This window comes from Thalassospira australica, assembly GCF_000763295.1.
GTDB lineage: Bacteria > Pseudomonadota > Alphaproteobacteria > Rhodospirillales > Thalassospiraceae > Thalassospira > Thalassospira australica.
On record NZ_JRJE01000020.1, the window covers coordinates 77,881 to 100,747 of the forward strand.

Genomic DNA, 22,867 nt, shown 5'->3' on the forward strand with positions numbered 1-22,867 from the left:
GATGGTGCCATGTCCGATTATGCGAGTTTCCGTCCATGTTCGATCTGAAAGACGTCACCTTTCAAAGTGACGGCAAAAACCCCAAGACGCTGCTTGATACCATCACGGTCGATTTTCCGACCGGCGCATTTAGCGCGATTGTCGGACACAACGGATCGGGCAAAAGCACGTTGCTTAAACTGCTTGCACGCAAGAATAAACTGGCGTCAGGCACCATTACACTTGATGGGCTGGCTCTTGACGAACATGGCACTCGTGATTTCGCCCGCAAGGTTGCCTATCTACCGCAAAATCCGGTTGTCCCACCGCATCTAAGTGTCCGTGAACTTGTGGCGTTTGGCCGCTATCCGTGGCGCGGGGCATTTGGCCGCTATCGCGATGAAGATCATGCAAAAATCGATCAGGCAATGGCGCTGACCCATGTTACCGACTTTGCCAATCGTCTGGTTGCAAGCCTTTCTGGCGGGGAACGTCAGCGCGTCTGGCTTGCGATGCTTCTGGCCCAGGATGCACCGGTGTTGTTGCTTGATGAGCCGACCTCGGCCTTGGATGTTGGTCACCAACGCGACATCCTGCAACTGGTCGCCAATCTGAAAGACCAGAATAATCTGAGCGTGATCGCCGTTTTGCATGACATCGACATGGTCGGGCGTTTTGCCGATCACATCATAGCACTGCGCGCCGGGCAAACCTGTTGGCAGGGAAATGCGCGCGCCTTCATGCAGGGCGAAACGCTGCGCGATATTTTCCAAACCGACATCGACGTAATCCATCTTGCAAAGCACGACCGTTTCGTAAGCTACGTCGCCTAAGCGTTTTGAAACTTCATCCATACAAAAGATCAGGGATACGACAATGTCAAAGCACTGGATTGGTCATCATGTCGCGCGCATTGCACTTGCTGCGGGAACGATTGCCGCGTCATTCACAGCCCTTCCTGCCATGGCGGAAACCTTCCCTCACGAACTTGGCAAGGTCGAACTTGAAACCCACCCGACCCGCTTTGCAGTATCAAACTGGAGTTTGACCGAAAGCCTGATTGCCCTTGGCATTGACCCGGTCGCCATCCCGGAGGCCGATGGATATCGCGCCTGGGTGGTCGAACCGAAACTGCCCGAAAGTTTTGCAGATCTTGGCAGCCGCCGCGAACCCAATTTTGAAGCCCTGCGCGATGCCAACCCCGATGCCATCCTGATCAGCACCGAAATCGCGATGGCCCATGAAAAGCTTTCCGGCTTTGCCCCGACATTCGTTTATTCGATCTACAACACCGGCAGCGATGAACCCGCCATCGACCGCGCCGAAACGCTTTTGCGCAATATTGCAAAATTGGCCGGCAAGCCCGATACCGCAGAAAACGTTATTGCATCGGTCAATGCCCGCATTGATGCGGCGGCCACCCGTATTCGCGATCATGTTGGTGACGATGCCCGGTTCGCGGTTGTCCGCATCCTTGATGACGCACACTTTCGCATTCATGGTCGCACGTCACTTTTCGGATCCACCCTTGAACGGATGGGCTTTGCCAATGCCTGGGATGGTGATGTGAATGGCTGGGCGTTTCATAATGGTGATGTTTCTGATCTGGCAAAAATGGGCGATGTACAGTTTGCCTATGTCCTGCCAATTGCCCCAACCACGCAGGAAACCCTGTTTGGGTCGGCGATCTGGAAAGCCATGCCGTTTGTGCGCAACGATCAGGTCTATGCCATTCCTTCAAGCTGGACCTTTGGTGGTCTGTTGTCCGCAGCCCGCTTTGCCGAACTGCTTGCAGATGCCGTAACCGGCACCGACGCAGATACAGATGCCAACGCCAGTGTCAGCGGATCATAAATAATGGCCGTCTTGCGTTTCTCCATCGCTTGTCTTTGCCTGATTTGTCTGGGTGGTGTTTTGTTCATCCTGCCCGGCACGGCAGCAATGGCAGACCCGATTGTCATTGAACATGAACGCGGCACAGTTACGCTCGATCAACCGGCCAAACGTGTTGCCGTGACCAACTGGGCTTTTGCTGAAACGCTGATTGCACTTGGCCTTGATCCCGTCGCCATTGCCGATCCGGCGGATTACCGTGACTGGGTGGCAAAGCCGGAACTGCCCGATGATTTCATTGATCTCGGCCAGCGCGGATCCCCCAACATGGAGGCATTGCGCAAGGCAAAACCGGACCTGATCCTGATCAGTCAGGAACTGGAAATGGCCTATGAGAACCTCTCGACGGTCGCACCGGTGATGATGTTGTCGGTCTATGATGACGGCAATGTCGCATTCGATGCGGCCACAGGCATGCTGCGCAAAGTTGCCAGGGCAATTGGCCGCGAAGATGCCGGTGCGGCTTATTTGCGTAAGGTTGACGCACAGCTTGGCGAATACGGCAATCGGGTGCGCGACATACTTGGCCCGGATGGCGCATTGACCGTTGCGAGTTTTTATTCCGAAGCCAATATCGCCGTTTTTGGCGCACCGTCCCTGTATGGTTCAGTTCTTGTGCGTATGAACGTGCCACTGGCCTATCAGGGGGACGTTTCAAAATGGGGCTTTGCCCGTGGCGGGCTTGAAATTCTGGCCCCGCTTGCAAAAAGCACATTGGTCTATACCAACCCGATCCCCGATGTGATCCATGAAAAAGCCTGGTCGTCGCCGATCTGGAAGATCATGGATTTTGTTCGCAACAACCGGGTTTATGAACTGCCGGTGGTCTGGGCCTATGGCGGGGTGCCATCGGGCCTGCGCTTTGCAAAACTTCTGACCGAAAGCCTTGAAAGCGGCCCGGTGCGATGACGATCACTCAACCCCGTAGCCCCGCCATCCTGACCGGTGTCTTGGGTCTTCTTGCACTGACGTGTCTTGTGATTGATTTTGGACCATTCCTGCAACGGGGATTGGCTTCACAGGTCATGTTCACGCCGGATGAAACCGATTTTGACCAAATCCTGTTTCACTACAGCACCCTTCCCCGCCTTGCGATGGCATTTTTGTGCGGGGCGGGTCTGGCATTGGCAGGTGCAGCCGTCCAGACCGTACTGCGCAACCCGCTTGCATCGCCCACCACCCTTGGTGTTGGCGCGGGCGTTGAATTTGCCCTGACCCTGTTTGTTTTGCTGGCCCCGGCATCGCTTGCCATGTTTCAGGAGGCCTTTGCCCTTGCCGGTGGTCTGATCGCGCTGGGTGCTGTTTATCTGATCGCGGCAAATCGCGGCAATGCGACCTTGTGGCTTATTCTGGCCGGGATGATTGTGAACCTGCTTTTGCAATCCGGGTCGCAGATTGTTTTGCTGTTTAACGAGCAATATCTGCAATCCATTTTCATGTGGGGGGCTGGCGATCTGGCCCAGAACGGATGGGAATCAACGCAGTTTGTCTTGCCGCGCGTCGCTCTTGGCATGTTGGCGATCCTTGCCTTGTCGCGCCCGCTTGATCTTTTGGCACTTGGTGATGATACAGCGGGATCGCTTGGCGCAAAGGTCACCTTGCTGCGGCTTGTGATTTTGGGATTGGCAGTTTTTATCACCGCCTCGGTCATTTCGGCAGCAGGCATGATCGGTTTTGTCGGACTTGCCATCCCGGCGGCCCTTCGCATTGCCGGACTATCCCGTTCACGCGATCTCATGATCTATTCGGTCTTTACCGGAGGGTTTGCCTTGCTTGTGATCGACTTTGTGGTGCGTCAGTTTAACGGTCTTGGCGGGGATACTTTGCCGACAGGCGCGGCAACAGCCCTTTTTGGGGCACCGTTTATCATTTTCATGCTGCGCAAGGCCCGCATTATGCCCGGCTCCCAAAGCGAAGATCAGCACAGCGATCAGCAGATCACCTCAAAAACAGTCCTTTCTGTTTGCCTTGCCATCACACTTGTCATCGGTGTGGCGTTTTCAATCTTTGTTTCCCTTGATGGCACTGGCTTTGTTTTGCTGGCGTGGAATGAAGGCAACCTTGATATCATGACCGGGCGTGCGGAACGCACGTTTGCGGCGATGATTTGCGGCGCGGCACTGGCCGTTTCCGGCACACTTATTCAGCGTGTCGGGCGCAATCCGCTGGCAAGTCCGGAAATCACCGGGGTCAGTTCGGCCACAGCCCTTGCCATGATCATTGCCCTTGCCATTTTCGGGTTCGGTCAACGCGCAGAGCTGATGGTCATTGGGGCGCTGGGCGGGATCATCTCGTTGATAGTATTGTTGTTGTTGTGCCGGAAGTTTACCCATGCGCCGCACTACATGTTGCTCAACGGCCTTGCCCTGACCGCTGTTCTTGGCGCGATCGTCCGTATCGTTTTGACGCGCAGTGGTACGCAAACATCCATGCTGATGTCCTGGCTTGCCGGGACGACTTATTTCACCAGCATGGATGAAGTCTTGATTGTGGCCGCGGTCACGGGTGTGCTTCTGATCGTGGCCATCGCGCTTCGCCGTCCGTTGGAACTGGCATCGCTTGGGCCGGAACAGTCCGTATCGCTGGGGCTTGGCATATCAGGTTTTCAGTTTGCCATGATGTTGCTTGCCGCCATTCTGGCCGCCAGTGCCACGCTTCTGGTCGGACCGCTCAGTTTTGTTGGCCTGATGGCCCCGCATCTGGCCCGCGTTGCCGGATATCGCCTTGCGGGCGGGCATCTGCTGGGCGCGGTGTTGATTGGTGTAAATGTCATGATGGTTGCCGAATGGCTGGCACGCAACATGATCTATCCTGCCCAATTGCCAACGGGCCTGATCGCTGCATTGATAGGTACAAGTTACTTCCTGATATTGGCCGTGCGCAAACGCTAGGGCAATCAACCCGGCGGAATGTAATCACCTTCGAACTTGATCAGGTCATCCTTGATTTCATACCAGTCGGGTTTGGACGCGGTATGGATATGGATCGACGGACGGATTTTCGGATCGTCATCAAGGGCGGACGCCGCGACGACATAGATGTCCCCCGCTGACAAATCCCCAAGCGACGTGCCGCATTTCTTGCAAAAGCAGCGTTCAAACTTTGCATCAGGGCCTTTGTAACGGCCAATTGACTCTTTACCGGTCAACAAATGAAGGTCATCGGCCTTACCGATCACGACAGCTGAAAACACGCCTGCTGCCTTGCGACAACGCGAACAATGACAATAGCTTAGTGACGAGGGCTCACCGGATATTTCGAACGTAACCTTGCCACACAGGCAGCTTCCCTTGATCATTTCACATCCCCATTTTCATGATTGCGAAAACAGAACATAACATGAACATTATTCACATTCCACACCCAAGCGTGAAATCGCAACCATGCTTTAGGGGGTTGCGTTAAGCGGCCACTCGCGTGCCATGTCAAAGGCCGCGTCCAATGACGGGGCATGCTTGACCGGAAAAGGCAGCATCCGCGCGAAATTGGTATTTTCAACGTGTTCGGCATGGTCATCATGGCCCTGTTCATCGCCGTGATGGTGCCCTTCATCAACGCGAATGAAACCCTTGGCAAATTCAGTCAATCGATCCCGGTTTTGTTTGAACCAGACCGCTGCCTGCTTGCGGATTTCATGGTCCTGATTGATCAGCCCTGAAATGCGGAAAATCAAAATAACCGGCGCGGGTTGGCCCGCCAGATCGGCCAGTGCATCAAGATAGGCCTGCCCATCCGCATCGCTTTGCTGATCAATCATTTCAAACAGAACGATATCGGGTTTTGGCATACTTGATCTGAACATCAGGTCTTTCCTTGTACAAAGGGCCCGACGGAATATCCGCCGGGCCGATCTTTCAATTTCAGATACCAACACGATCAGAATTCGCGGCGATATCCAATGGTAACCGTCCGGCCATGCCCGGCGACTGAATACCCGCGCAAGGCGGTCGCAGCCGGGTTTTCGTAGCTGGTATCAAGGATGTTCTCGATCCCGAAACGCGCTGTTCCGCCCAGAACCGGATAATTGCCCGACAGATTGAAAACCAGGCTCGGCTTGATTTTCTTGTCTTCGATCTTGTTGCGCGCAGCGGTATAGGTCCCGTCAAAACGCATGTTCAGATCCCCCCAGACATAGCTGTCTACATAGCCGGTGAAACGAAACGGCGATGGAATGCGGTTGTTGGGAAGCCAACTGTCAAGATCACCGTCTTCGTTGGTGTCATAGCGGCCTTCAACATAAGACGCCAGCGCACCGACAAAGGTATCCGCAGTGACGTCATATTCCCCCGTCAGTTCGGCACCGATGATGCGTTCCTTTTCCTGACTGAGCTTGTTGGTCGAGGAATCGTAATTGTCACCATGTTCATTGGTGCTCATATAGACCGCGCCGGTGGCCCGGAAATCCTGCCCGCTGTATCGGGCGGCCATTTCATATGTCTTGACCTTGGAGGCCTCAACATCAATCTCATCGAAGTTGAGCGGAATGGACGTCCCCGCCAGACCTGCGCGGCGGGTATAGGCCCCGACATCAGGGACCGAGAACCCTTCGCTATAGCTCAAAGACGTATCAATCTGATCGGTCCAATGCACCACAGCAGATGCGTTATAGGTCACGGCACTATAGGTCGTCTCACCGCCCGTAAAGGCTGCGGCGGCAAGAATTTGCTGTGCAACACCTGCATTGTAACGCATGTAACTCGGGCGGGTGAAATCTTTGACCGTCAGGTCATATTCTTCGTAGCGCACACCACCCGACAGATCGACATATTTGCCAATCGGCGCGGAAAGCTGGGCAAAGACAGCCTTGCCGCTTTGTTCCATCGGCGCGCCAATATCGCGGTTGCTGACGGTGCGGTATTTGACATCATCAAAGGTCAAATCCCCACCCCAAGTCAGGGTAAGCCCGTCATAGGCAGCATCAAGACTGGTATCGGTTGAAAGTTTGACCCCGTATTTTACCGTATCAATAACCGACTGTCCGAGCGGGTCTTCAATCGCGCCATTGTTGGCAAGTGAAACAAGACCGGGGTTATAGGTTGCGTGATATTCCGCACGTGCGGCCTGTTTGTAGCTGTCGTTGTAAAACAGTTTCAGGTCACCCACACCAACCTTGCCAAAATCAAACTCATATCCAGCCGTAAAATACTGACTGTCATCTTCCAATGGCTGCGCAAGATAGGGGCTGTCATAATTGACAGACACCGGGTCGTCCGACAAATCCGGATAATATTCGATGTCCTGACGGAACCGTACCACTTCGGATGACAGGAAAAGACGGTGACCTTCGGCCATCGTCACACCGACCTTGCCAAACACACTAAGGTCTTCGGCATTATCAAAACCGCCCTGCCCCAACATGGCGTCGGACGGCACCTGATTGCCATAACCGTCATAGGCATTGCCGCTTTGTGATCCGGTCACACTGCCCGCCAGATCGACCACGCCAACCCCGCCGCTGCCCGAAAGTGTAAGCGACGGTGCGAAGCTGTCACCGATGTCGTCGGTATAGCTTTTGACATGACCATCGACGACAAAGCTGTTTTTGCCCACTTCACCGGTCTTGGTAATGATGTTGATCGTTGCCCCCGTGGCCCCGTCGCCGTTCATGGCATTGGAGCCGGGAATAACCTCGATGCTTTCGACCTGCTGAAGATCAATCATCGAAAGAATACGGCTGCTGTTACGCAGCGGTGTATTGCGCGACACCCCATCAACCAGCACCTGCACATCACGCCCACGAAAGGTTTCCGTGCTTGCAATCAGGCTTTGATCATCAAACATGAAACCCGGCACTGTGTTGCGAATGACATTGGTAATGTCGCTGCTTTTGGCGGCCTGTACCTCGATCTGATCGCGCCCGATTACGACAACAGAAGGCGACATGGTACCAATGGACCGGCGCGAACGCGTTGCACTGACCACGACTTCCGGCAAAACGACCGCATCTTTCGCACCCGTTGATGCCCCCGCCACTGGGCGAATGATCACACTGTCATCAGATACAAATTCAAACCCGTAACCGCTGCCAGACAACAATGCTTCAAGCGCGTCAGGTGCAGACATATCTGCGGACAGTTCACCGCTGTCACGATCAGACAGATCCCCCTGCACCACAAGTTGCAGGTCAAACTGATCGGCAAGCTGATCAAGGGCCGTGCGCAGGTTTCCTGCAGCAATTGTAACGGGTTGCACCTGATCGGTTTTGACTTGTGCAGAGGCCTGCGGGATCGATGCGATCAACAATGTCGCAAAAAGTGCCGTGCTCCCCAACAGACGGGACATTCTAAAATTCTCGGCTTTCAACGTTATTCCCCCTTTAGTCCAAAATAATAATGCAAATCACTATTACCTTCATGACGAATGGGGGCATCGGAATGAGGAGGATAAAATTTCTATTTTCTTGAAATTATTCTGAACCCGCCGGGAACGGCGTTCTCGGTAAGGTTATAGGCAGCAAGAACTGCTTCATACGCCCGTTCGGGTTTGGCCAGATCAAAGCTGCCCGACACCGTGATATCGCCCATGCGCGGATCACGCACAAAGGTGTTGCCATCCAGAAGCGGGGACATCCGGGCAAACAATTCGTCAATCGGCATGTCATTGATCACCCAGCGCCCTGCGCGCCATGCGGCAACGCGCGCGGGCACAATGGCCCCGAAGTGAAGATCACCATCGTTATCCTGCCATGATGTCTGCCCGGCCTGCAGGCGGGCCAGACCGGCATCACGTTTACCAAGGTCAACAATCCCTTCGGACACCTCGACGCGCACATGCCCGCCCCATTTCGAGGCGCTAAAGGCTGTGCCCACCGCCGTTGCCGTCAGCTTGTTCAAATGAATGCGCAGCGGCCGGGTGGTATCCTTGGCGACATCGATAAAAACACCACCTTCAAGTACCGTCAGATCGCGATACTGCTCACCATAAGAAAGCGATACCCGCGTACCCGGTTCCATCCAGATGCGTGATCCGTCAGACAGTTCATGGCTTTTTGACACAACGCCCGGCGTGTTCGCCGCGACCAGATCCGGGTCAGGCTGGAATGCGGAATACCCCCAAAGCCCGACCAAAAGCAAAATGATGACACCCGCCAACACCGGACGTGCACGGCGCTTGGCCGAACGCATTCCCGGCAGACGTCCACTGCCGCCTTCAAGCGCACCAAGCCGTTCAAGATCACGACGTACACCTTCGACGTCAAAACCGCCATCGTCATTGCCATACGTCCCCTCCCCGCCCGGCACATTGGCCCGGTTCAGATTTCGGGCGCGATCAGATGCGGCGATTTCCATGCTGTTCCATACCTGGCGCGCATGGTTCAGGCGGTTGGTATTTTCGGGATCGGCCGCCTGCCAGCTTTCAAAGGCCACTTCTTCAGCCGGATCGAGCGTATCCGCATCAAGCCGGATCGCCCAGAAATCAGCGATATCGTCATTGTTTTGGCAATCTTCGGGATAGCGGAAGTCAGTCATGGCGATGTCGTGATCCGGCTTTTGGCTGCGTGCTTTGTTATTATTTTGACGAACGGGCCGGCCCAAAAAGGATGTCTTGAGGCAGACCAGGTTAAATGCGGGCTTCGGGCTCGTGCATATGGGCGGCGGCGCACCCATGAAAGAAAATCAGTTTTCATGGCGCGCCAACACCTGTTTGCAATGTCCAAGCGCCTGACGCAAATGCTTTTCGACCATATTGCGACTAATGCCAAGCTGTTCGGCTGCTTCTGACGGGCTGAGGTGGTCGCGCTTGCACAGCAAAAACACTTCACGGCAGCGCGGCGGCAGGTCATCAATGGCAAGCCCGACAATATCAAGCCGCTGGCGATCTGCGCTGATTTGTTCTGGCGTCACCGACTGGGGGACAGCACTGTTCATTTCGCTGATTTCGGCCGGATCGGTGAATTCAACCGGGTTGCGATTGTTCCGGCGCAATGCATCAATCGCCAAATTGGTCGCCATGCGCATCAGATAGGCTGGGGGATTTGCGATTTCCGCCGGATCGATGTTTCGATGGCGCAATTGAACATAAAGGTCCTGCAAAACATCATGACTTTCATCGCGCGCAGGCAGATATTTCTGCACCTGACGCAACAAACGACCGTGATATTGCTGATAAAGACTGTCCCAGGAACGGTCGCAGACCGTCATAACCGCACATCCAGATTTCGATAATGATAACCGTTATCATTTTTAATTGTGCTTATAGACATTCCTGACTGTGCGTCAATTCAAAAAGCAAAAGGCCCGCGTGAAGCGGACCTTTTGACAAAATGAAATTGATGGGGGGTTAGTCTTCGAAATGCCCCCTGGCGGCAAAACCACCGCCCTGATAAATCACCGCCGGATCATGACGGTCTTCCGGGCCGAATTCTGCTTCGACTTCAGCGCGGAACTGTTCGGAGCTATCCTGCGGCTGCCAACCAAGGAAGTTGGCATGTTCGTTACTCCACCAAGTCGATTTGTTGTCCGAGACACCATACATCACCAGATTGCCGGTCATCGGCGCATCAAAAATCGCCTTCATCAGCGAAATAAAGTCACGCGGGCTCATCCAGGTGGACAGCATGCGGCGGTCCTTTGGCTTTTCAAAGCATGACCCGATGCGCACACTGACGGTTTCAACGTCAAACTTGTCGTAATAATAGCTTGCCACCGCTTCGCCGTAACATTTGGTCACGCCATACAGGCTGTCGGGGCGCTGTTTGGACGTATCATCAAGCCGTTCGGTGCGTTTGTGAAAACCAATCGCATGGTTGGAACTGGCAAACATGATGCGACCGACACCATTCTTGCGCGCACCTTCATACAGGTTATAGGTGCCTGCCAGATTGGCCTGAAGCAGATCATCAAATGCCGCCTCAATCGAAATGCCGCCCAGATGAATGATGCCATCAACATCCTTGGTCAGTTCGATCACCGCTGCGCGGTCCGACAGGTCACATTGCACGACTTCCTCGTTCGGACCTGCCGGGTCCATCGGGGAAATGTCAGACAGGCGAATGACATCGGCATAGCCCTTAAGCCCTTCGCGACAGATCTTTCCAAGTCCGCCAGCAGCACCGGTAATCAGCAAACGTTTCATCATTATCCTCTTTCTAATCGATTGTGGCCCGCAATCAGTTTGCACCAAATACAAGATTGGGCAAAGTCATTGAAACTGCGGGAATATAAGTTGTCAGCAAAAGCGCACTCAGGATCGCCAGATAAAATGGCCAGATCGACTGCACCGCCTTTTCGATTTTCACCCCGCCAATGGCGCACCCGACAAACAGGCACGCCCCAACTGGCGGCGTACACAGGCCAAGACCCAAATTCATCATCAAAACCATGCCGAACTGAATTGGGTCCATGCCAAACTGGGTCGCCAGCGGCAGGAAGATCGGCGTGCAAATCAAAATCAGCGCCGCCATATCCATGATCATGCCCGCAACCAGCAACATGACATTGATCAGCAACAATACCAAAATTGGATTGTCGGTAATCGTGGTAATGGCTTCGGCAAGGGCATCGGGCACCTGATAGAAGGCCAGCATATAGCCATAGGCCGTTGCACAACCAACCAGCAGCATGACAAGCGATGTCGTCTTGGCCGATTGCTTGACCGCGGCGATAAAGCCCGCCCAGCTTAGCTCACGGTACACAAGCCCGGTAATAATCAGCGCATAGGCAACCCCGATCGCACCGGATTCAGTCACGGTAAACACGCCGCTTAAGACACCGCCAACAATGATCACCGCCGTAAAGAAGCCCGGAATAGCCCGAATAGCGGTGCGTCCGACAACCGCCCAACCGGGGAATGGCTGGGCCGGATAGCCATGTTTGATTGCAACAAGCCAGGTGGCAAGACCAAGCAACACGCACATCATCAGGCCCGGCACCACCCCGGCGACAAACAGTTTGGAGATCGAAATACCACCGCCTGCGGCCACGGCATAAAGGATCATGTTGTGACTGGGCGGGATCATGATCCCGGCAATCGATGATGTTACCGTCACATTGACCGCGTAATCCGCGCGGTAGCCTTCCTTTTTCATCACCGGGATCAGGATCGATCCAAGGGCGGATGTATCGGCCACGGCAGAGCCGGAAATGCCGCCAAACAGCATGGATGAAAACACATTCACAATGCCAAGCCCACCGCGCCGGTTGCCGACAAGGGCCGTGGCGAATTGCACAAGCCTGGTGGCAATCCCGCCATGGAGCATCAATTCCCCGGCAAAGATAAAGAACGGAATGGCCAGCAAAGAGAAAACGCTGATGCCAGACCCGATCCGCTGAAACGCGATCAGGGTCGGCAGGCCTTCAAAGAAAAACGCCCCAAGGGCTGCGATGCCAAGTGCGATGGCGACGGGCATGCCAATCAGAATACCGATGGCAAACACGCCCAGAAGAATGGTCATGCCCATTTATTCAACGTCCTTGTTCAGCAAATCGTCGTGATAAAGACCGGCACGCGAAATCGTTTTCCAGCCGGTAATGATCTTGAGGATATGGACAACACTGTAAAACATGATGCCTGCCCCGCAGACCGCCATGGGCACAGACCGCCAGCCATCAGAAATATGAATGATCGGCATCGTCTTTGCCCAATTAAAGGCCACCAGATCTAGCCCGCCGATGAGCATCCAGTATCCAAACCACGCCATGGCGGCATAGCTGATCGCGGCAACAATGGCCGCAATTTTGGGCGGTAATGAATCACGGAAAAACGAAACGGAAAGATGGCTGTTGTCGCGCATGCAGGCCGCAGCAACAGGAAAGGTGATCAGAACAATCAGGATCAACGAGACCTGCTCAACCCAGGTCGGTGTTTCATTAAGGACATAGCGCCCGAACACCAGCCAGGCGAACGTCGGGATCAGGGCCACAAGCGCCAAACCGCCAATCAGGTTAAGCACCCCGGCAATGCCCCCGCCCAGACGGTCAAGCAATTTGGTAAAACTGGAAAACATCTATGCGCCGCCAGAAATTGATTAATCAACAATAGAACAGCAAAGAGCGTAAACAAAGAAGGGCGACGATAATATCGCCGCCCTTTTTGCTACATATGTCTTACTTCTGTGCGTCCTGAATGGCTTTCACAAGGTCGGCCAAATCCGGGTTTGCTTTCAGGAAGTTGTCATATACCGGCTGCATGGCATCCTGGAATGCCTGCTTGTCAGCAACTTCATTGACTTCAATGCCCGCGGCAATGACTTTTGCCTTGGACTGTTCAGCACGTTCAGCCCAGGCTGCACGCTGTACCTCAACCGAAGCATCGGCTGCTTCCTGAACCAGCTTTTTCTCTTCATCAGAAAGGCTGTCATACAGGCCTTTGTTGATGCACAGGCATTCCGGCAGGATCAGGTGCTGCGTAACGGAATAGTATTTCGCCGCTTCGAAGTGGCCTGAGCTGTCATAAGACGGATAATTGTTTTCCGCCCCGTCGATCACGCCGGTTTTCAACGACTGATAGACCGAGCTATAGGCCATCGGGGTCGCATTGCCGCCCAATGAGTCAACCATCTGCACATACAGGTCGTTGCTCATCACACGGAACTTAAGGCCTTCAAGATCGGCCGGGGTGTTGATCGGATGCTTGGTGTTATAGAACGACCGCGCACCGGAATCATACCAGCCAAGCGCCTGCAACCCGACATTTGCCAGGCCATCGGCAATCTGCTGACCCGCCGGGCCATCCATAACATCGTGCATGGCATCGACGTTTTTAAAGATGAACGGCAGCGAAACAACGTTTGCTTCCGGTGCAACTTCACCCAACGGACCGAGGTTGAAAACAGCCCAGTCCAGACCGCCAAGACGGACCTGCTGGATTGCATCCGGCTGATCGCCCAGAACACCGCCGTGATAGACCTTTGCTTCAAGATCACCACCCGATTTTTCGTTGATCAGCTTGGCAAATTCTTCCATGCCGGTCGATACCGGATATTCCGGCGGATGGATGTTCCAGCCGCGCCATTCTTTTGCCTGCGCACCAGATGCCAGTGCAACCGAAACAGCCGCTGCTGCGATGGTCAGTGTTGTTGTTTTGAGAAGTTTGTTCATTAGAGTCCTCCCGAGACAATTCGTTACTGCGTTAAAGCCTGTTTCCCTTTTTGGGATTTTTTTTGTCATATAATCCTACAATCGCGTACTTGTAAACACAACTGTCAGATTTGTTAACAACTCGTCTAATGTTCCGTCACTTATTTACTGTACGTCGATTGTTTTCCCGACGTTTCAGATGGCTCCCCCGGACCGGAACAAGACCGGGAGAACCTTATTTTTTCTATACTTTTACCCGTTGCGTGACTTAGCTCGCACGCAACGCGGCGTCGCCGTACGCCTTGCGGATCACATCGGCCAACATGTCATGTTCCATGTCAGTCAGATCCGTCAACGGACTGCGCACAGGTCCGGTATCGCGACCAATGACCCGCATTCCCGCCTTGACGATGGAAACGGCGTAGCCCTTGCTGCGATTGCGGATATCGAGATACGGATAGAAGAATTCCTTAAGCACACGGCTCATGGTTTCGTCATCATCGCGGGTCAGCGCGTCATAGAAATCAAGCGCCTGCTGCGGCAGGAAGTTAAAGATGGCCGATGAATAGGTCGTCACACCGGCAGCCTTATAGGCCTTGGCAAAAACTTCAGCTGTCGGCATCCCGCCGATATAGGACAGGCGATCTCCGATCAGGGTACATACCTTGGTCACCATTTCGATGTTGCCATGCCCGTCCTTGAACCCGACAAGATTCGGGCAGACGTCACACAGCTTGGCCAGTGTTTCTGCCGTGATGATCGAATTGTCACGGTTATAGACGATCACGCCGATATCGACCGCATCACAAACCGCCTTGACGCGTGCAAACAGGCCTTCCTGTTCTGCCCCAACAAGATATTGCGGCAACAACAACAGGCCATCCGCGCCAGCCTCTTCACAGGCCTTTGCGAGATCCACCGCCATCGCGGTGCCATAACCGCACCCGGCAATGATCGGCATGTCACCGGCCACTTCCTTGGCCGCACGAACGGTTTCGACAACCTCTGCCGGGGTGAGGGAAAAGAATTCACCCGTGCCGCCTGCTGCGAACAATGCCGAGGCAGGATATTGCGACAACCAGCCGACATGTGCGCGATAGCCATCAAGGTCAAGCGCGCCTGCGGTGTCAAAAGGCGTCACCGGAAATGACAACAACCCGGCGCCAATCGCCTTTTTCATCTCAAGATAATGCATCAAGCGTCCCTAATATCTGAATGCGTCAAAATACCTATGACGATTCTATAAATTCATCATATTACTTTGTCAAACATATTACTCACACGCTCCAAATCATGTGAAAAACCAAACAAATCAAAGGCCTTATGCCAAATATCACCCTATTCGACTTTGGTATTATGACTTTGATTTGGGGCATTTTCTGCCGAATCGAATCAATTGATATGATGACTTTGCGCAGCAACAGCATTAGGTTCAGAACCCAAGTCAGCCCATCCAACCAAATCAAGACAGGCGAGATACCCGCGCATGACTGATATCACTGCTGCCAGCCGCATCCTTGCGGATGCATTCGCAAACCACACCTTGATTGCCCCCCTGCCAGGCGACATCGCCCCCACGACGTTTGAGGAGGCTTATGAAGTACAGGCGGCAACACTGGAACTGACCGGCGCGAAACAAGCCGGCTGGAAACTTGCCGTTGCCACACGTGCAGCACAGGAAAAAATTGGTGCGGACGGGCCGCTTGTCGGGCCACTGTTTCAGGGGCGCATCCTTGAAAACGGGGCAAAGCTGACCACCAACGATCTGCATTTCCCCAACATCGAAGCCGAGATTGCCGTGGTTATGGCAAGCACCCCTGCCCCGGATGCAACATCAAGCGACATTCTTGATCATATCGAAAGCATGCATCTGGCCATCGAGATCGCCGACCGGCGCTATCACGAAAAACAACCGCCGATCCAGACCTTGGCGGACTTGAATTCAACAGGCTATTTCGTGCTGGGGCAGGAAATCGAAAACTGGCGCGACCTTGGCTTTATCGGCGGCAAGGTTACCACCAAAAGCGACGGCGAAATCCTTGCCACCAATGATGACCCGGATGCTTGGCCGGAAATCTTTGGCGGACTTGAATATCTTGTCGGCTTCCTTGCCAAGCGCGGTCAAAGCTTAAAGGCAGGCGACGTGGTCACCACAGGTGCCTGCGCGCTTCCGACCATCAGCCCGCATGGCAAGATCGAGGCGATCTTTGACGGGCTTGGTACCGTCACCGCAGAAATCACCACAGTCTGATCACCTGCGCAACCAACAAAAAGGCCATGCGGATCATCACCCCGCATGGCCTTTTTCATTCAGAATATTCTAATCGGAAACTGCCGTGTTAGCCGTTCTCGCGAAACTTGCTGACCGGCACGCCGGGCACTTCAACACGCATGGAAACGAGCTTGCCCGCATCGGGGAATTCAGCGCGTTTTTCTGCCGTGTAATTTTCCTGATGGCTGGTGACATAAAGTGTTTTCATATCCGGCCCGCCAAAGCATGGCATCGTCGGATTGGGCATGGGCATCGGGATGGATTTCAACAGTTTTCCATCCGGGGAAAACCGGTTGAGGTTGCCCGCCGAGACCCCGGCTGACCAATAGCACCCTTCAAGATCAACCGCCGCACCATCCGGTCGACCCAACCGATCATCAAGATCAAGAAAACGCGTGCAGTTGGAAATATCGCCCGTCGCCGCGTCAAAGTCCCAACGGTTCACCCACGGCCCGCGTGAGTCGGAATGATACATTTGCGACCCGTTTGGCGACCAGGCAATGCCGTTGGAAATCTTGAAGCCGGTGATTTTCTCGTCGACCTTGCCATCAGCCGTAATACGGTAAAGCGATGCAATCGCCTGCTTTTCGGGATTGTCATCCATCGTCCCGACCCAAAAGGCCCCATCCGGGCCGATCTTGCCGTCATTGGTCCGGCTGTGAATGCCGTCTTCAATGCGACACAGTGCGGTCCGTTCATCGGTTTCCGGGTTCAGGAAAACGATATCCTTGCGAAGCGCAACAATGATGCGCCCCTGATCAGTCAGCCCGAAACAACCAAGCTCGCTGTCAAACGTCCAGGTTTTGCGCTGACCGCTGTCAACATCAAGCGCATGGAGATTCCCGTTCAGGATATCGGTCCAATACAACCGGTTGTTCTGCGCATCCCAGTTCGGACATTCGGCCAACGTAAATGTCTCGTCGCTCAGGATTTCTGGCTGATAGGTCACACCACCTGCTGCAGACATTTTTACCCCCTCGGGATTCATATGATCAATTTACCTGACCTCAGGTGTGCCGCTTCACGTCCCTGCTTGTCAACAATATTTACCATTGAACGCAACGGAACAGCGCGCAATTACATCACTCCGCCCAAGGAAAAGTTCGGTTTTCAGATACATTTGGAAATTCCCTAACACCCCGCAAGGACGCAGGCTGTTCTGATCACTAAACGGTCTGGAGAGTTATTTATCACGGGCGTGATCGGTGACGCGCTGGCGTGCCTGATGCAAGTGATAGCGCATCAAAAGTTCAGCGCTGTCACCATCATGACCAAGAATGGCCGCGCAAATCTGGCGATGTTCAGACAACACCTTATTGGCCCGCTCAGCCGATCCTCCGCGTGTGATGTTAAGCGCAATCCGCATGGATTTCGACATAACGTCATGCAGGGAGTTAAGGATGGTAACAAAAATCTCGTTCCCGCTGGCGCGTGCAATTGCCATGTGAAAGGCCAGGTCAGCCTTATCGGCAATATCGCCCGCGGCAACCCCGTCTTCGAGCATTTTCAACGCGTTTTCAATCTCACGCTGATGGCGCGGGTTGGCACGTTCGGCAGCCATGCGCGCCGTTGTGCCTTCGATTGCCATGCGCGCCTCAAAGCAGCGCATCAATCCGGCAACATCAGAAATACCGCCAAACTCGATCAATCCTTGCGGCGGACGTTTTTTGACAAACGACCCAACGCCTTGGCGCGCATAGACCAACCCGTCAGATTGCAGCTTGCGCAGCGCTTCGCGCACGACCGGGCGCGACACCCCAAAGGACGAACAGATTTCATTTTCAGACGGAAGCTTCGCCCCCTCCACCAGATTGCCGGAGATGATCTGTTCCAGAATTTGACCATACAGCTGGTCAGCAAGTTTTTCGCGTTTCTGGACTCTTAACAGCAGCTCGGACATCTCGACCCTACTTGTAAAACCTATTGTGTGTTTTATCGGCAAACAATTGCCCGGCAAAGCCCGCCGAACGGAAACCGGAACATCATCCGCACGCGCCGGTCCTCAATCAATCCACAAGGGAATAATCACGATTACCCGGCGTTCCGATTTCATCTTCATCATCAACAAGCCCGCTATCTGGCGCATCATGCAACATGGGAATAAGCGTCATGGTGCCGGTCAGGGTCTCGTTCTTGTCAAGAACCCGCACATCGCCAAGTTCCTTGAACTCCGGATGATTGTGTACATTGGGTACATGGGATACCGGCTCGACGCAGAATGTCTTGCCGTCTTCGGGAATGTAAAACTGCAGATTTGACAGCGTATCGCTGGCGATCATTTTAAGGCTGTAGCCCGCCTCGGTCCAACTCATGTCTGCTTCCTGATTCCAGCCGGAATAATGTGCATCCAGACCAAGATGATGACGGATCAATTTTGGATCTGAGAAATCCCGACCAAGATCAATGACGGTGCGCGCGGTTGGCAGCATGTCATCATCGGTGGCAAAGCAATCCTCGGCAATAAATCCGACGGATGCATCTTCGCCGCCGGGGAACCAGGGGTGCAGGCCAATGCCATAGGGCATCGGTGTGCGGCCCAGATGGCGGACCCCGATTTCAATCGTGACATCGGTTTCAGTGACCTTGAACTCCTGCCAGGCGACGTAAACAAAACCGCTTTGGGGATCATCATGTTTATGATTGAACCGCAGGGTATCAACGGTCGGACGTTCGATTTTCCATTCTGCGGATCGACCGAAACCATGGATCGCATGCGGACTGGGCGGGCGATTTGCCGGAACCTTGACGATACGTCCGTCAAATTCGAACTCGGAAAAGGCCAGCCGGTTGGCGAAAGGCACCATCGGGAAACACCCAAGGCTGGACGGATTGCCCGATACAATCGCCTGATCGGTCACCGGGCGCAGCAGATTGATCGTCCCCTTGCCATCGGGTCGAACCCAGTCGATCCTTGATATTGCCCCGCCCTGTGGCACAATGCCGATCTGGAACGGGCCACTGTTCCAACGGTATTCCGGCTCGCCTTTTCTGGCCATGCACGTACGCCTCAAATCCAACCAAAATCATATGATGACTTCATGGTCAGGTTTCGTTAGTTTGATTGAAATGGCAGCCAAACGAACAAAACCTGATCCCGAGCAACCACCTTCGTTCGATGATTTGAAGATGGTAATACCCTTGGCATCAAATAAACCTTAATGCCAATCTGCCACTTATATCTGGTTGTTTTACACCGGATTTATCGGATACGCAAAATGAACAAGACCACCGCGCCCAAGACGCCCCGCAAAGTTTCACTGACAGAAAAAGTCATATCCAGTCTGCGACGCGAAATCGAAAGCGGGCAACGTGAACCTGGCAGCAAATTGCCAACCGAACCGGTTTTGACCGAACAATTCGGCGTAAGCCGCACCGTCGTTCGCGAAGCCATCGCTGCGCTGAAGGCCGACGGGTTGCTCGAACCACGCCAGGGTGCAGGGGTGTTTGTCTTGGCCCCCCAACCGCGCAACACCGATCATTCCATTTTTGCGGTCGATTACGCGCAAGTATCTGATGTTCTGGAAATTCTTGAACTGCGCATGGCCGTCGAGATCGAGGCGGCCGGACTTGCCTGCACACGCAGTTCGGTTGCCCAGCAAGCCAAGATTTTTGAGGCCATGGCAAATATGGAAGATGCCCTTGAAAAGGGAAATCCGACCGCACAGGCCGATTTCGAATTTCACAGCGCGATTGCCGATGCCACCAACAACCGGCGCTTTGCCGAATTCCTGGAACATTTGGGCGATAAAACCATCCCGCGCGCGCAATTGCGCCGTCGCCCGCCCGAAGCCAAGGATCAAAAAACCTATATGGAAATGATCATGGGCGAACACCGTAAAATTTACGATGCCATTGCCGCCCGTGACGAAGATACCGCCCGGCGCGCCATGCGCGATCATCTGAGCTTAAGCCAAACCCGGTATCAGAAATTACTGACACAGCGATAAAGGCACTTGATCCGGACTCCTAGAGCCTATTCCGATTAGGTTGCATCGCTTTTGCAAGGATGGCCATATCGTTCAAAACGATATCGGCTCCGGCATCATATAACCGTTGGCAGGCAACATCACGGTTATCGGCATAATGCCCGCCGCCAACGAACCCGATGCATTTCATCCCGGCAGCCACCGCAGCAGTAACACCGGCAACAGAATCCTCTATGACGATAGCCTGTTTAGGCCGATATCCCATTTCACTGGCGGCATGTAAAAACAGGTCCGGGGCGGGTTTGCCATTCCTGACAAAATCAGCACTGTAAATATGCCCGGTAAACCACGCGCCAAGACCAGTCACCTGCATTGTCTTTTCCAACCGTTCGACCGAACTGCTCGAAGAAATGCAAAACGCCGTGCCACGCAGCTTCAGCGCGGCAAGAACGTCTTCGATTCCGGCAATGCTCACCAAATCATGGTCATAGCGCACAAACAGTTTTTCGTAAAAATACGGTTTGAACGCATCTGTCATGTCCTTGCCGGTTTGACTTTGGATATAATCAATCGGTGCCGCGCTTGATCTGCCGGTAAAACGGTCCGATACATCCCTTAAGCTTAACGGTGCCCCAAAATGGGCAAGCACATCCGTCAATGTCGCCAACGAAATGGGTTCACTATCGACAAGAACACCGTCACAATCAAACAGGACGACATCACATCCCGCCAGCAAGCTGTGAACTTTTGATGGTGACGTCACTATCGCGGCTTTGGCATCATCGGTCGGGGTCTGGACATTATTTCCCTGGGCCATGTTGAACCTGGCTTGTTTCATTTGTCTGATGAAGAAATCTATCGAAAGGTGTGTCTCAGCGTCAACTGAAATGAACATTTGACCAATATTTGAACTTTTGATCAAATTCAGCGCATAAACCATAATTAAAAGATGATCGGCCAATCTGTTCTCAACCGAAATGGCCGAAAAATACGGAGGAAGCACCCATCATGAATTCCCACCAAACCTGTTTTATCGGGGTGGATGTTGGCACCGGAAGCGCGCGCGCAGGTGTGTTTGATGCCGATGGAAAACTGCTTGGCAGTGCGGCACATGCCATCGCAATGAACCGTCCCAAACCGGGTTTTGTTGAACAGGATTCGGAAAACATCTGGCAATCGGTTTGCCAATCGGTGCGCGATGCACTTGGCAAATCGGGCATCCCCGCACAACAGATCGCGGCCATCGGGTTTGATGCCACCTGTTCGCTTGTTCTTCGCGATCAGGAAAACCGCCCGCTTGGCGTGACCCCGAATGGCGCGGACAATTGGGACGTGATCGTCTGGATGGATCACCGTGCCGTACGCGAAGCCGAAGAATGCACCGAAACCGGGTCGCGGGTTCTGGAATTCATCGGCGGGACCATGTCCCCGGAAATGGAAATCCCCAAACTGATGTGGCTGAAACGCCATCATCAAAGCGCGTGGCAGAAAATGGGCGCAGCTTACGATCTGGCTGATTTCCTGTCATTTCGCGCAACTGGCAGCCCGGCCCGGTCTTGCTGCACCATGACATGCAAATGGACCTACCTTGCCCATCAGGACACGCCGTGGGATCTGGACTTTTTGACCACAATCGGCATGGAAGACTTATGTGACAAGATCAACATGCATGACAACGCCCTTGCGGTTGGGCAGCTGATTGGGTCCCTGTCCGAACAGGGGGCAATGGATTTGGGGTTGACCACTGATTGCGCCGTCGGCGCCGGATTAATTGATGCCCATGCCGGGGCATTGGGTACGCTGGGCGAATATCTTGATGGCAATCTTGATCAGCATTTTGCCATGATCGCCGGCACGTCGACCTGCCATATGGCCCTGTCAAAAACACCGCGCTTTATCAAGGGTGTCTGGGGCCCCTATCTCGGGGCGATTGCGCCGGGTCTTTGGCTCAACGAAGGGGGCCAATCGGCAACCGGTGCCTTGCTTGATCATGTTGTTGCCATGCATCCGTTTTCAAACGGCATGGGCCGGGATGCCCACAAACTTGCCGGTGAAAAGCTGATGCCGATGATGGCCGAAAAGGCCGACCTTGCCCCGCGCCTGCATGTGTTACCTGATTTTCACGGTAACCGGTCCCCGCTTGCCGATCCCGAAGCCCTTGGTGTGATTTCCGGGCTGACTTTGGATCAAAGCGAAGACAGCTTTTTAAACCTGTATTGGGCAACGGCCTGCGCTATTGCCTATGGCACGCGCCACATCATCGATGCGATGAATGAAACCGGCTATGACATCACCCACATCCATCTGAGCGGCGGTCATACCGCATCTGATGTTCTGGTGAAACTGTATGCCGATGTTACCGGTTGCACGGTGGTGATGTCAGATTGCGAAGAACCTGTCTTGCTGGGCTCGGCCATGCTGGCGGCGGGGGCGCTTGATGCAACGGGCGGCCTTACAGGCGCGGCACGCAAGATGGCCGGCAAGGAAACCCATCATGCCCCCGATCTTGCAGCCAAGGCCGCACATGATCGGCGCTATACCATTTTCCATCAGATGCATGCCCACCGTCAGGCACTTGATTTAATGAGCAAATCCTAAGGTTGGCCCACATTTCCAACCCACATGGCCTGCCGTTCTCCGTCATGGCACTGTAGAAAAGGCGCTTGACGTCACTTTTGGATAGGGTCACAACAAAAGGGCCGATGCTTTTGCATCGGCCCTTTCTTTCGCACGCGCAACGGCGGGGTCGGGGGATCATGCAGATTAGAGACTTACCTGTT

21 protein-coding genes are annotated in these 22,867 nt (G+C 53.9%); 7 read left to right on the forward strand and 14 right to left on the reverse strand.

Annotated elements, in window-relative coordinates; translation table 11 throughout:
• Nucleotides 1–35: 35 nt before the first annotated feature.
• From JF44_RS0109470 to fhuB, 4 genes are read left to right on the forward strand one after another with little or no spacing between them, the layout of a single operon-like run.
• Nucleotides 36–812, forward strand: a complete 777-nt coding sequence (locus JF44_RS0109470; protein ID WP_033068734.1) for an ABC transporter ATP-binding protein — start codon at nt 36–38, stop codon at nt 810–812.
• A 43-nt stretch (nt 813–855) separates the two neighbouring features.
• The gene (locus tag JF44_RS0109475) at nt 856–1,833 is read left to right on the forward strand and encodes an iron-siderophore ABC transporter substrate-binding protein (protein ID WP_033068735.1); all 978 of its coding nucleotides are present in this window, start codon (nt 856–858) and stop codon (nt 1,831–1,833) included.
• A gap of 3 nt (nt 1,834–1,836) precedes the next feature.
• Nucleotides 1,837–2,781: an ABC transporter substrate-binding protein gene (locus JF44_RS0109480; protein ID WP_033068736.1), complete on the forward strand. Its 945-nt coding sequence runs from the start codon at nt 1,837–1,839 to the stop codon at nt 2,779–2,781.
• The gene (gene fhuB, locus JF44_RS0109485; protein ID WP_052065690.1) at nt 2,778–4,763 is read left to right on the forward strand and encodes a Fe(3+)-hydroxamate ABC transporter permease FhuB; all 1,986 of its coding nucleotides are present in this window, start codon (nt 2,778–2,780) and stop codon (nt 4,761–4,763) included. Before JF44_RS0109480 ends, fhuB begins: the two co-directional genes overlap by 4 nt.
• A 5-nt stretch (nt 4,764–4,768) precedes the next feature.
• On the opposite strand, the gene JF44_RS0109490 is transcribed toward fhuB, so the two are convergent.
• The 10 genes from JF44_RS0109490 to kdgD form a co-directional block, all read right to left on the reverse strand.
• Nucleotides 4,769–5,170 (reverse strand): GFA family protein, encoded by a 402-nt coding sequence (locus tag JF44_RS0109490; RefSeq protein ID WP_033068737.1) that lies wholly within the window; start codon nt 5,168–5,170, stop codon nt 4,769–4,771.
• 90 nt (nt 5,171–5,260) lie between these two features.
• Nucleotides 5,261–5,674: a hypothetical protein gene (locus tag JF44_RS0109495; RefSeq protein WP_033068738.1), complete on the reverse strand. Its 414-nt coding sequence runs from the start codon at nt 5,672–5,674 to the stop codon at nt 5,261–5,263.
• A gap of 74 nt (nt 5,675–5,748) precedes the next feature.
• Nucleotides 5,749–8,154, reverse strand: a complete 2,406-nt coding sequence (locus tag JF44_RS0109500) for a TonB-dependent receptor (RefSeq protein ID WP_033068739.1) — start codon at nt 8,152–8,154, stop codon at nt 5,749–5,751.
• Between the two features lie 110 nt (nt 8,155–8,264).
• Entirely contained in the window at nt 8,265–9,341 is a 1,077-nt protein-coding gene (locus JF44_RS0109505) for a FecR family protein (protein WP_033068941.1), read from the reverse strand.
• A gap of 147 nt (nt 9,342–9,488) precedes the next feature.
• Nucleotides 9,489–10,013, reverse strand: coding sequence for an RNA polymerase sigma factor (locus JF44_RS0109510; protein WP_033068740.1), 525 nt, complete (start codon nt 10,011–10,013; stop codon nt 9,489–9,491).
• A gap of 139 nt (nt 10,014–10,152) precedes the next feature.
• Nucleotides 10,153–10,947 (reverse strand): NAD-dependent epimerase/dehydratase family protein, encoded by a 795-nt coding sequence (locus JF44_RS0109515; protein ID WP_033068942.1) that lies wholly within the window; start codon nt 10,945–10,947, stop codon nt 10,153–10,155.
• A gap of 34 nt (nt 10,948–10,981) precedes the next feature.
• Nucleotides 10,982–12,271, reverse strand: coding sequence for a TRAP transporter large permease (locus JF44_RS0109520; RefSeq protein WP_033068741.1), 1,290 nt, complete (start codon nt 12,269–12,271; stop codon nt 10,982–10,984).
• Nucleotides 12,272–12,817 carry a TRAP transporter small permease gene (locus JF44_RS0109525; RefSeq protein WP_033068742.1) on the reverse strand — a complete coding sequence of 182 codons (546 nt, stop codon included), beginning with the start codon at nt 12,815–12,817 and terminating at the stop codon, nt 12,272–12,274.
• Between the two features lie 100 nt (nt 12,818–12,917).
• A complete protein-coding gene (locus JF44_RS0109530; protein WP_033068743.1) occupies nt 12,918–13,910 on the reverse strand; it encodes a TRAP transporter substrate-binding protein in 993 nt (330 codons plus the stop codon).
• Between the two features lie 247 nt (nt 13,911–14,157).
• Nucleotides 14,158–15,084, reverse strand: a complete 927-nt coding sequence (gene kdgD / locus JF44_RS0109535; protein ID WP_033068744.1) for a 5-dehydro-4-deoxyglucarate dehydratase — start codon at nt 15,082–15,084, stop codon at nt 14,158–14,160.
• A 291-nt stretch (nt 15,085–15,375) separates the two neighbouring features.
• On the opposite strand from kdgD, the gene JF44_RS0109540 reads away from it, so the two are divergent.
• A complete protein-coding gene (locus JF44_RS0109540) occupies nt 15,376–16,140 on the forward strand; it encodes a 2-keto-4-pentenoate hydratase (RefSeq protein WP_033068745.1) in 765 nt (254 codons plus the stop codon).
• 88 nt (nt 16,141–16,228) lie between these two features.
• Here JF44_RS0109540 and JF44_RS0109545 read toward each other — a convergent pair whose 3' ends face one another.
• The 3 genes from JF44_RS0109545 to JF44_RS0109555 all read right to left on the reverse strand — a co-directional run bounded on the left by JF44_RS0109545 (nt 16,229) and on the right by JF44_RS0109555 (nt 19,157).
• Entirely contained in the window at nt 16,229–17,128 is a 900-nt protein-coding gene (locus JF44_RS0109545) for an SMP-30/gluconolactonase/LRE family protein (RefSeq protein WP_033068746.1), read from the reverse strand.
• 216 nt (nt 17,129–17,344) lie between these two features.
• The gene (locus tag JF44_RS0109550) at nt 17,345–18,061 is read right to left on the reverse strand and encodes a FadR/GntR family transcriptional regulator (protein ID WP_033068747.1); all 717 of its coding nucleotides are present in this window, start codon (nt 18,059–18,061) and stop codon (nt 17,345–17,347) included.
• 106 nt (nt 18,062–18,167) lie between these two features.
• Nucleotides 18,168–19,157, reverse strand: coding sequence for an aldose 1-epimerase (locus JF44_RS0109555; RefSeq protein WP_033068748.1), 990 nt, complete (start codon nt 19,155–19,157; stop codon nt 18,168–18,170).
• 219 nt (nt 19,158–19,376) lie between these two features.
• Between JF44_RS0109555 and JF44_RS0109560 the strand changes: the two genes are divergently transcribed.
• A complete protein-coding gene (locus JF44_RS0109560; protein WP_033068749.1) occupies nt 19,377–20,108 on the forward strand; it encodes a FadR/GntR family transcriptional regulator in 732 nt (243 codons plus the stop codon).
• Nucleotides 20,109–20,127: 19 nt separating this feature from the next.
• Here JF44_RS0109560 and JF44_RS0109565 read toward each other — a convergent pair whose 3' ends face one another.
• Complete coding sequence (locus JF44_RS0109565; RefSeq protein WP_052065731.1) at nt 20,128–20,904, reverse strand: HAD family hydrolase; 777 nt, start codon at nt 20,902–20,904, stop codon at nt 20,128–20,130.
• A 191-nt stretch (nt 20,905–21,095) separates the two neighbouring features.
• Between JF44_RS0109565 and JF44_RS0109570 the strand changes: the two genes are divergently transcribed.
• Complete coding sequence (locus JF44_RS0109570) at nt 21,096–22,685, forward strand: FGGY-family carbohydrate kinase (RefSeq protein WP_033068750.1); 1,590 nt, start codon at nt 21,096–21,098, stop codon at nt 22,683–22,685.
• The last annotated feature ends 182 nt before the right edge of the window (nt 22,686–22,867 follow it).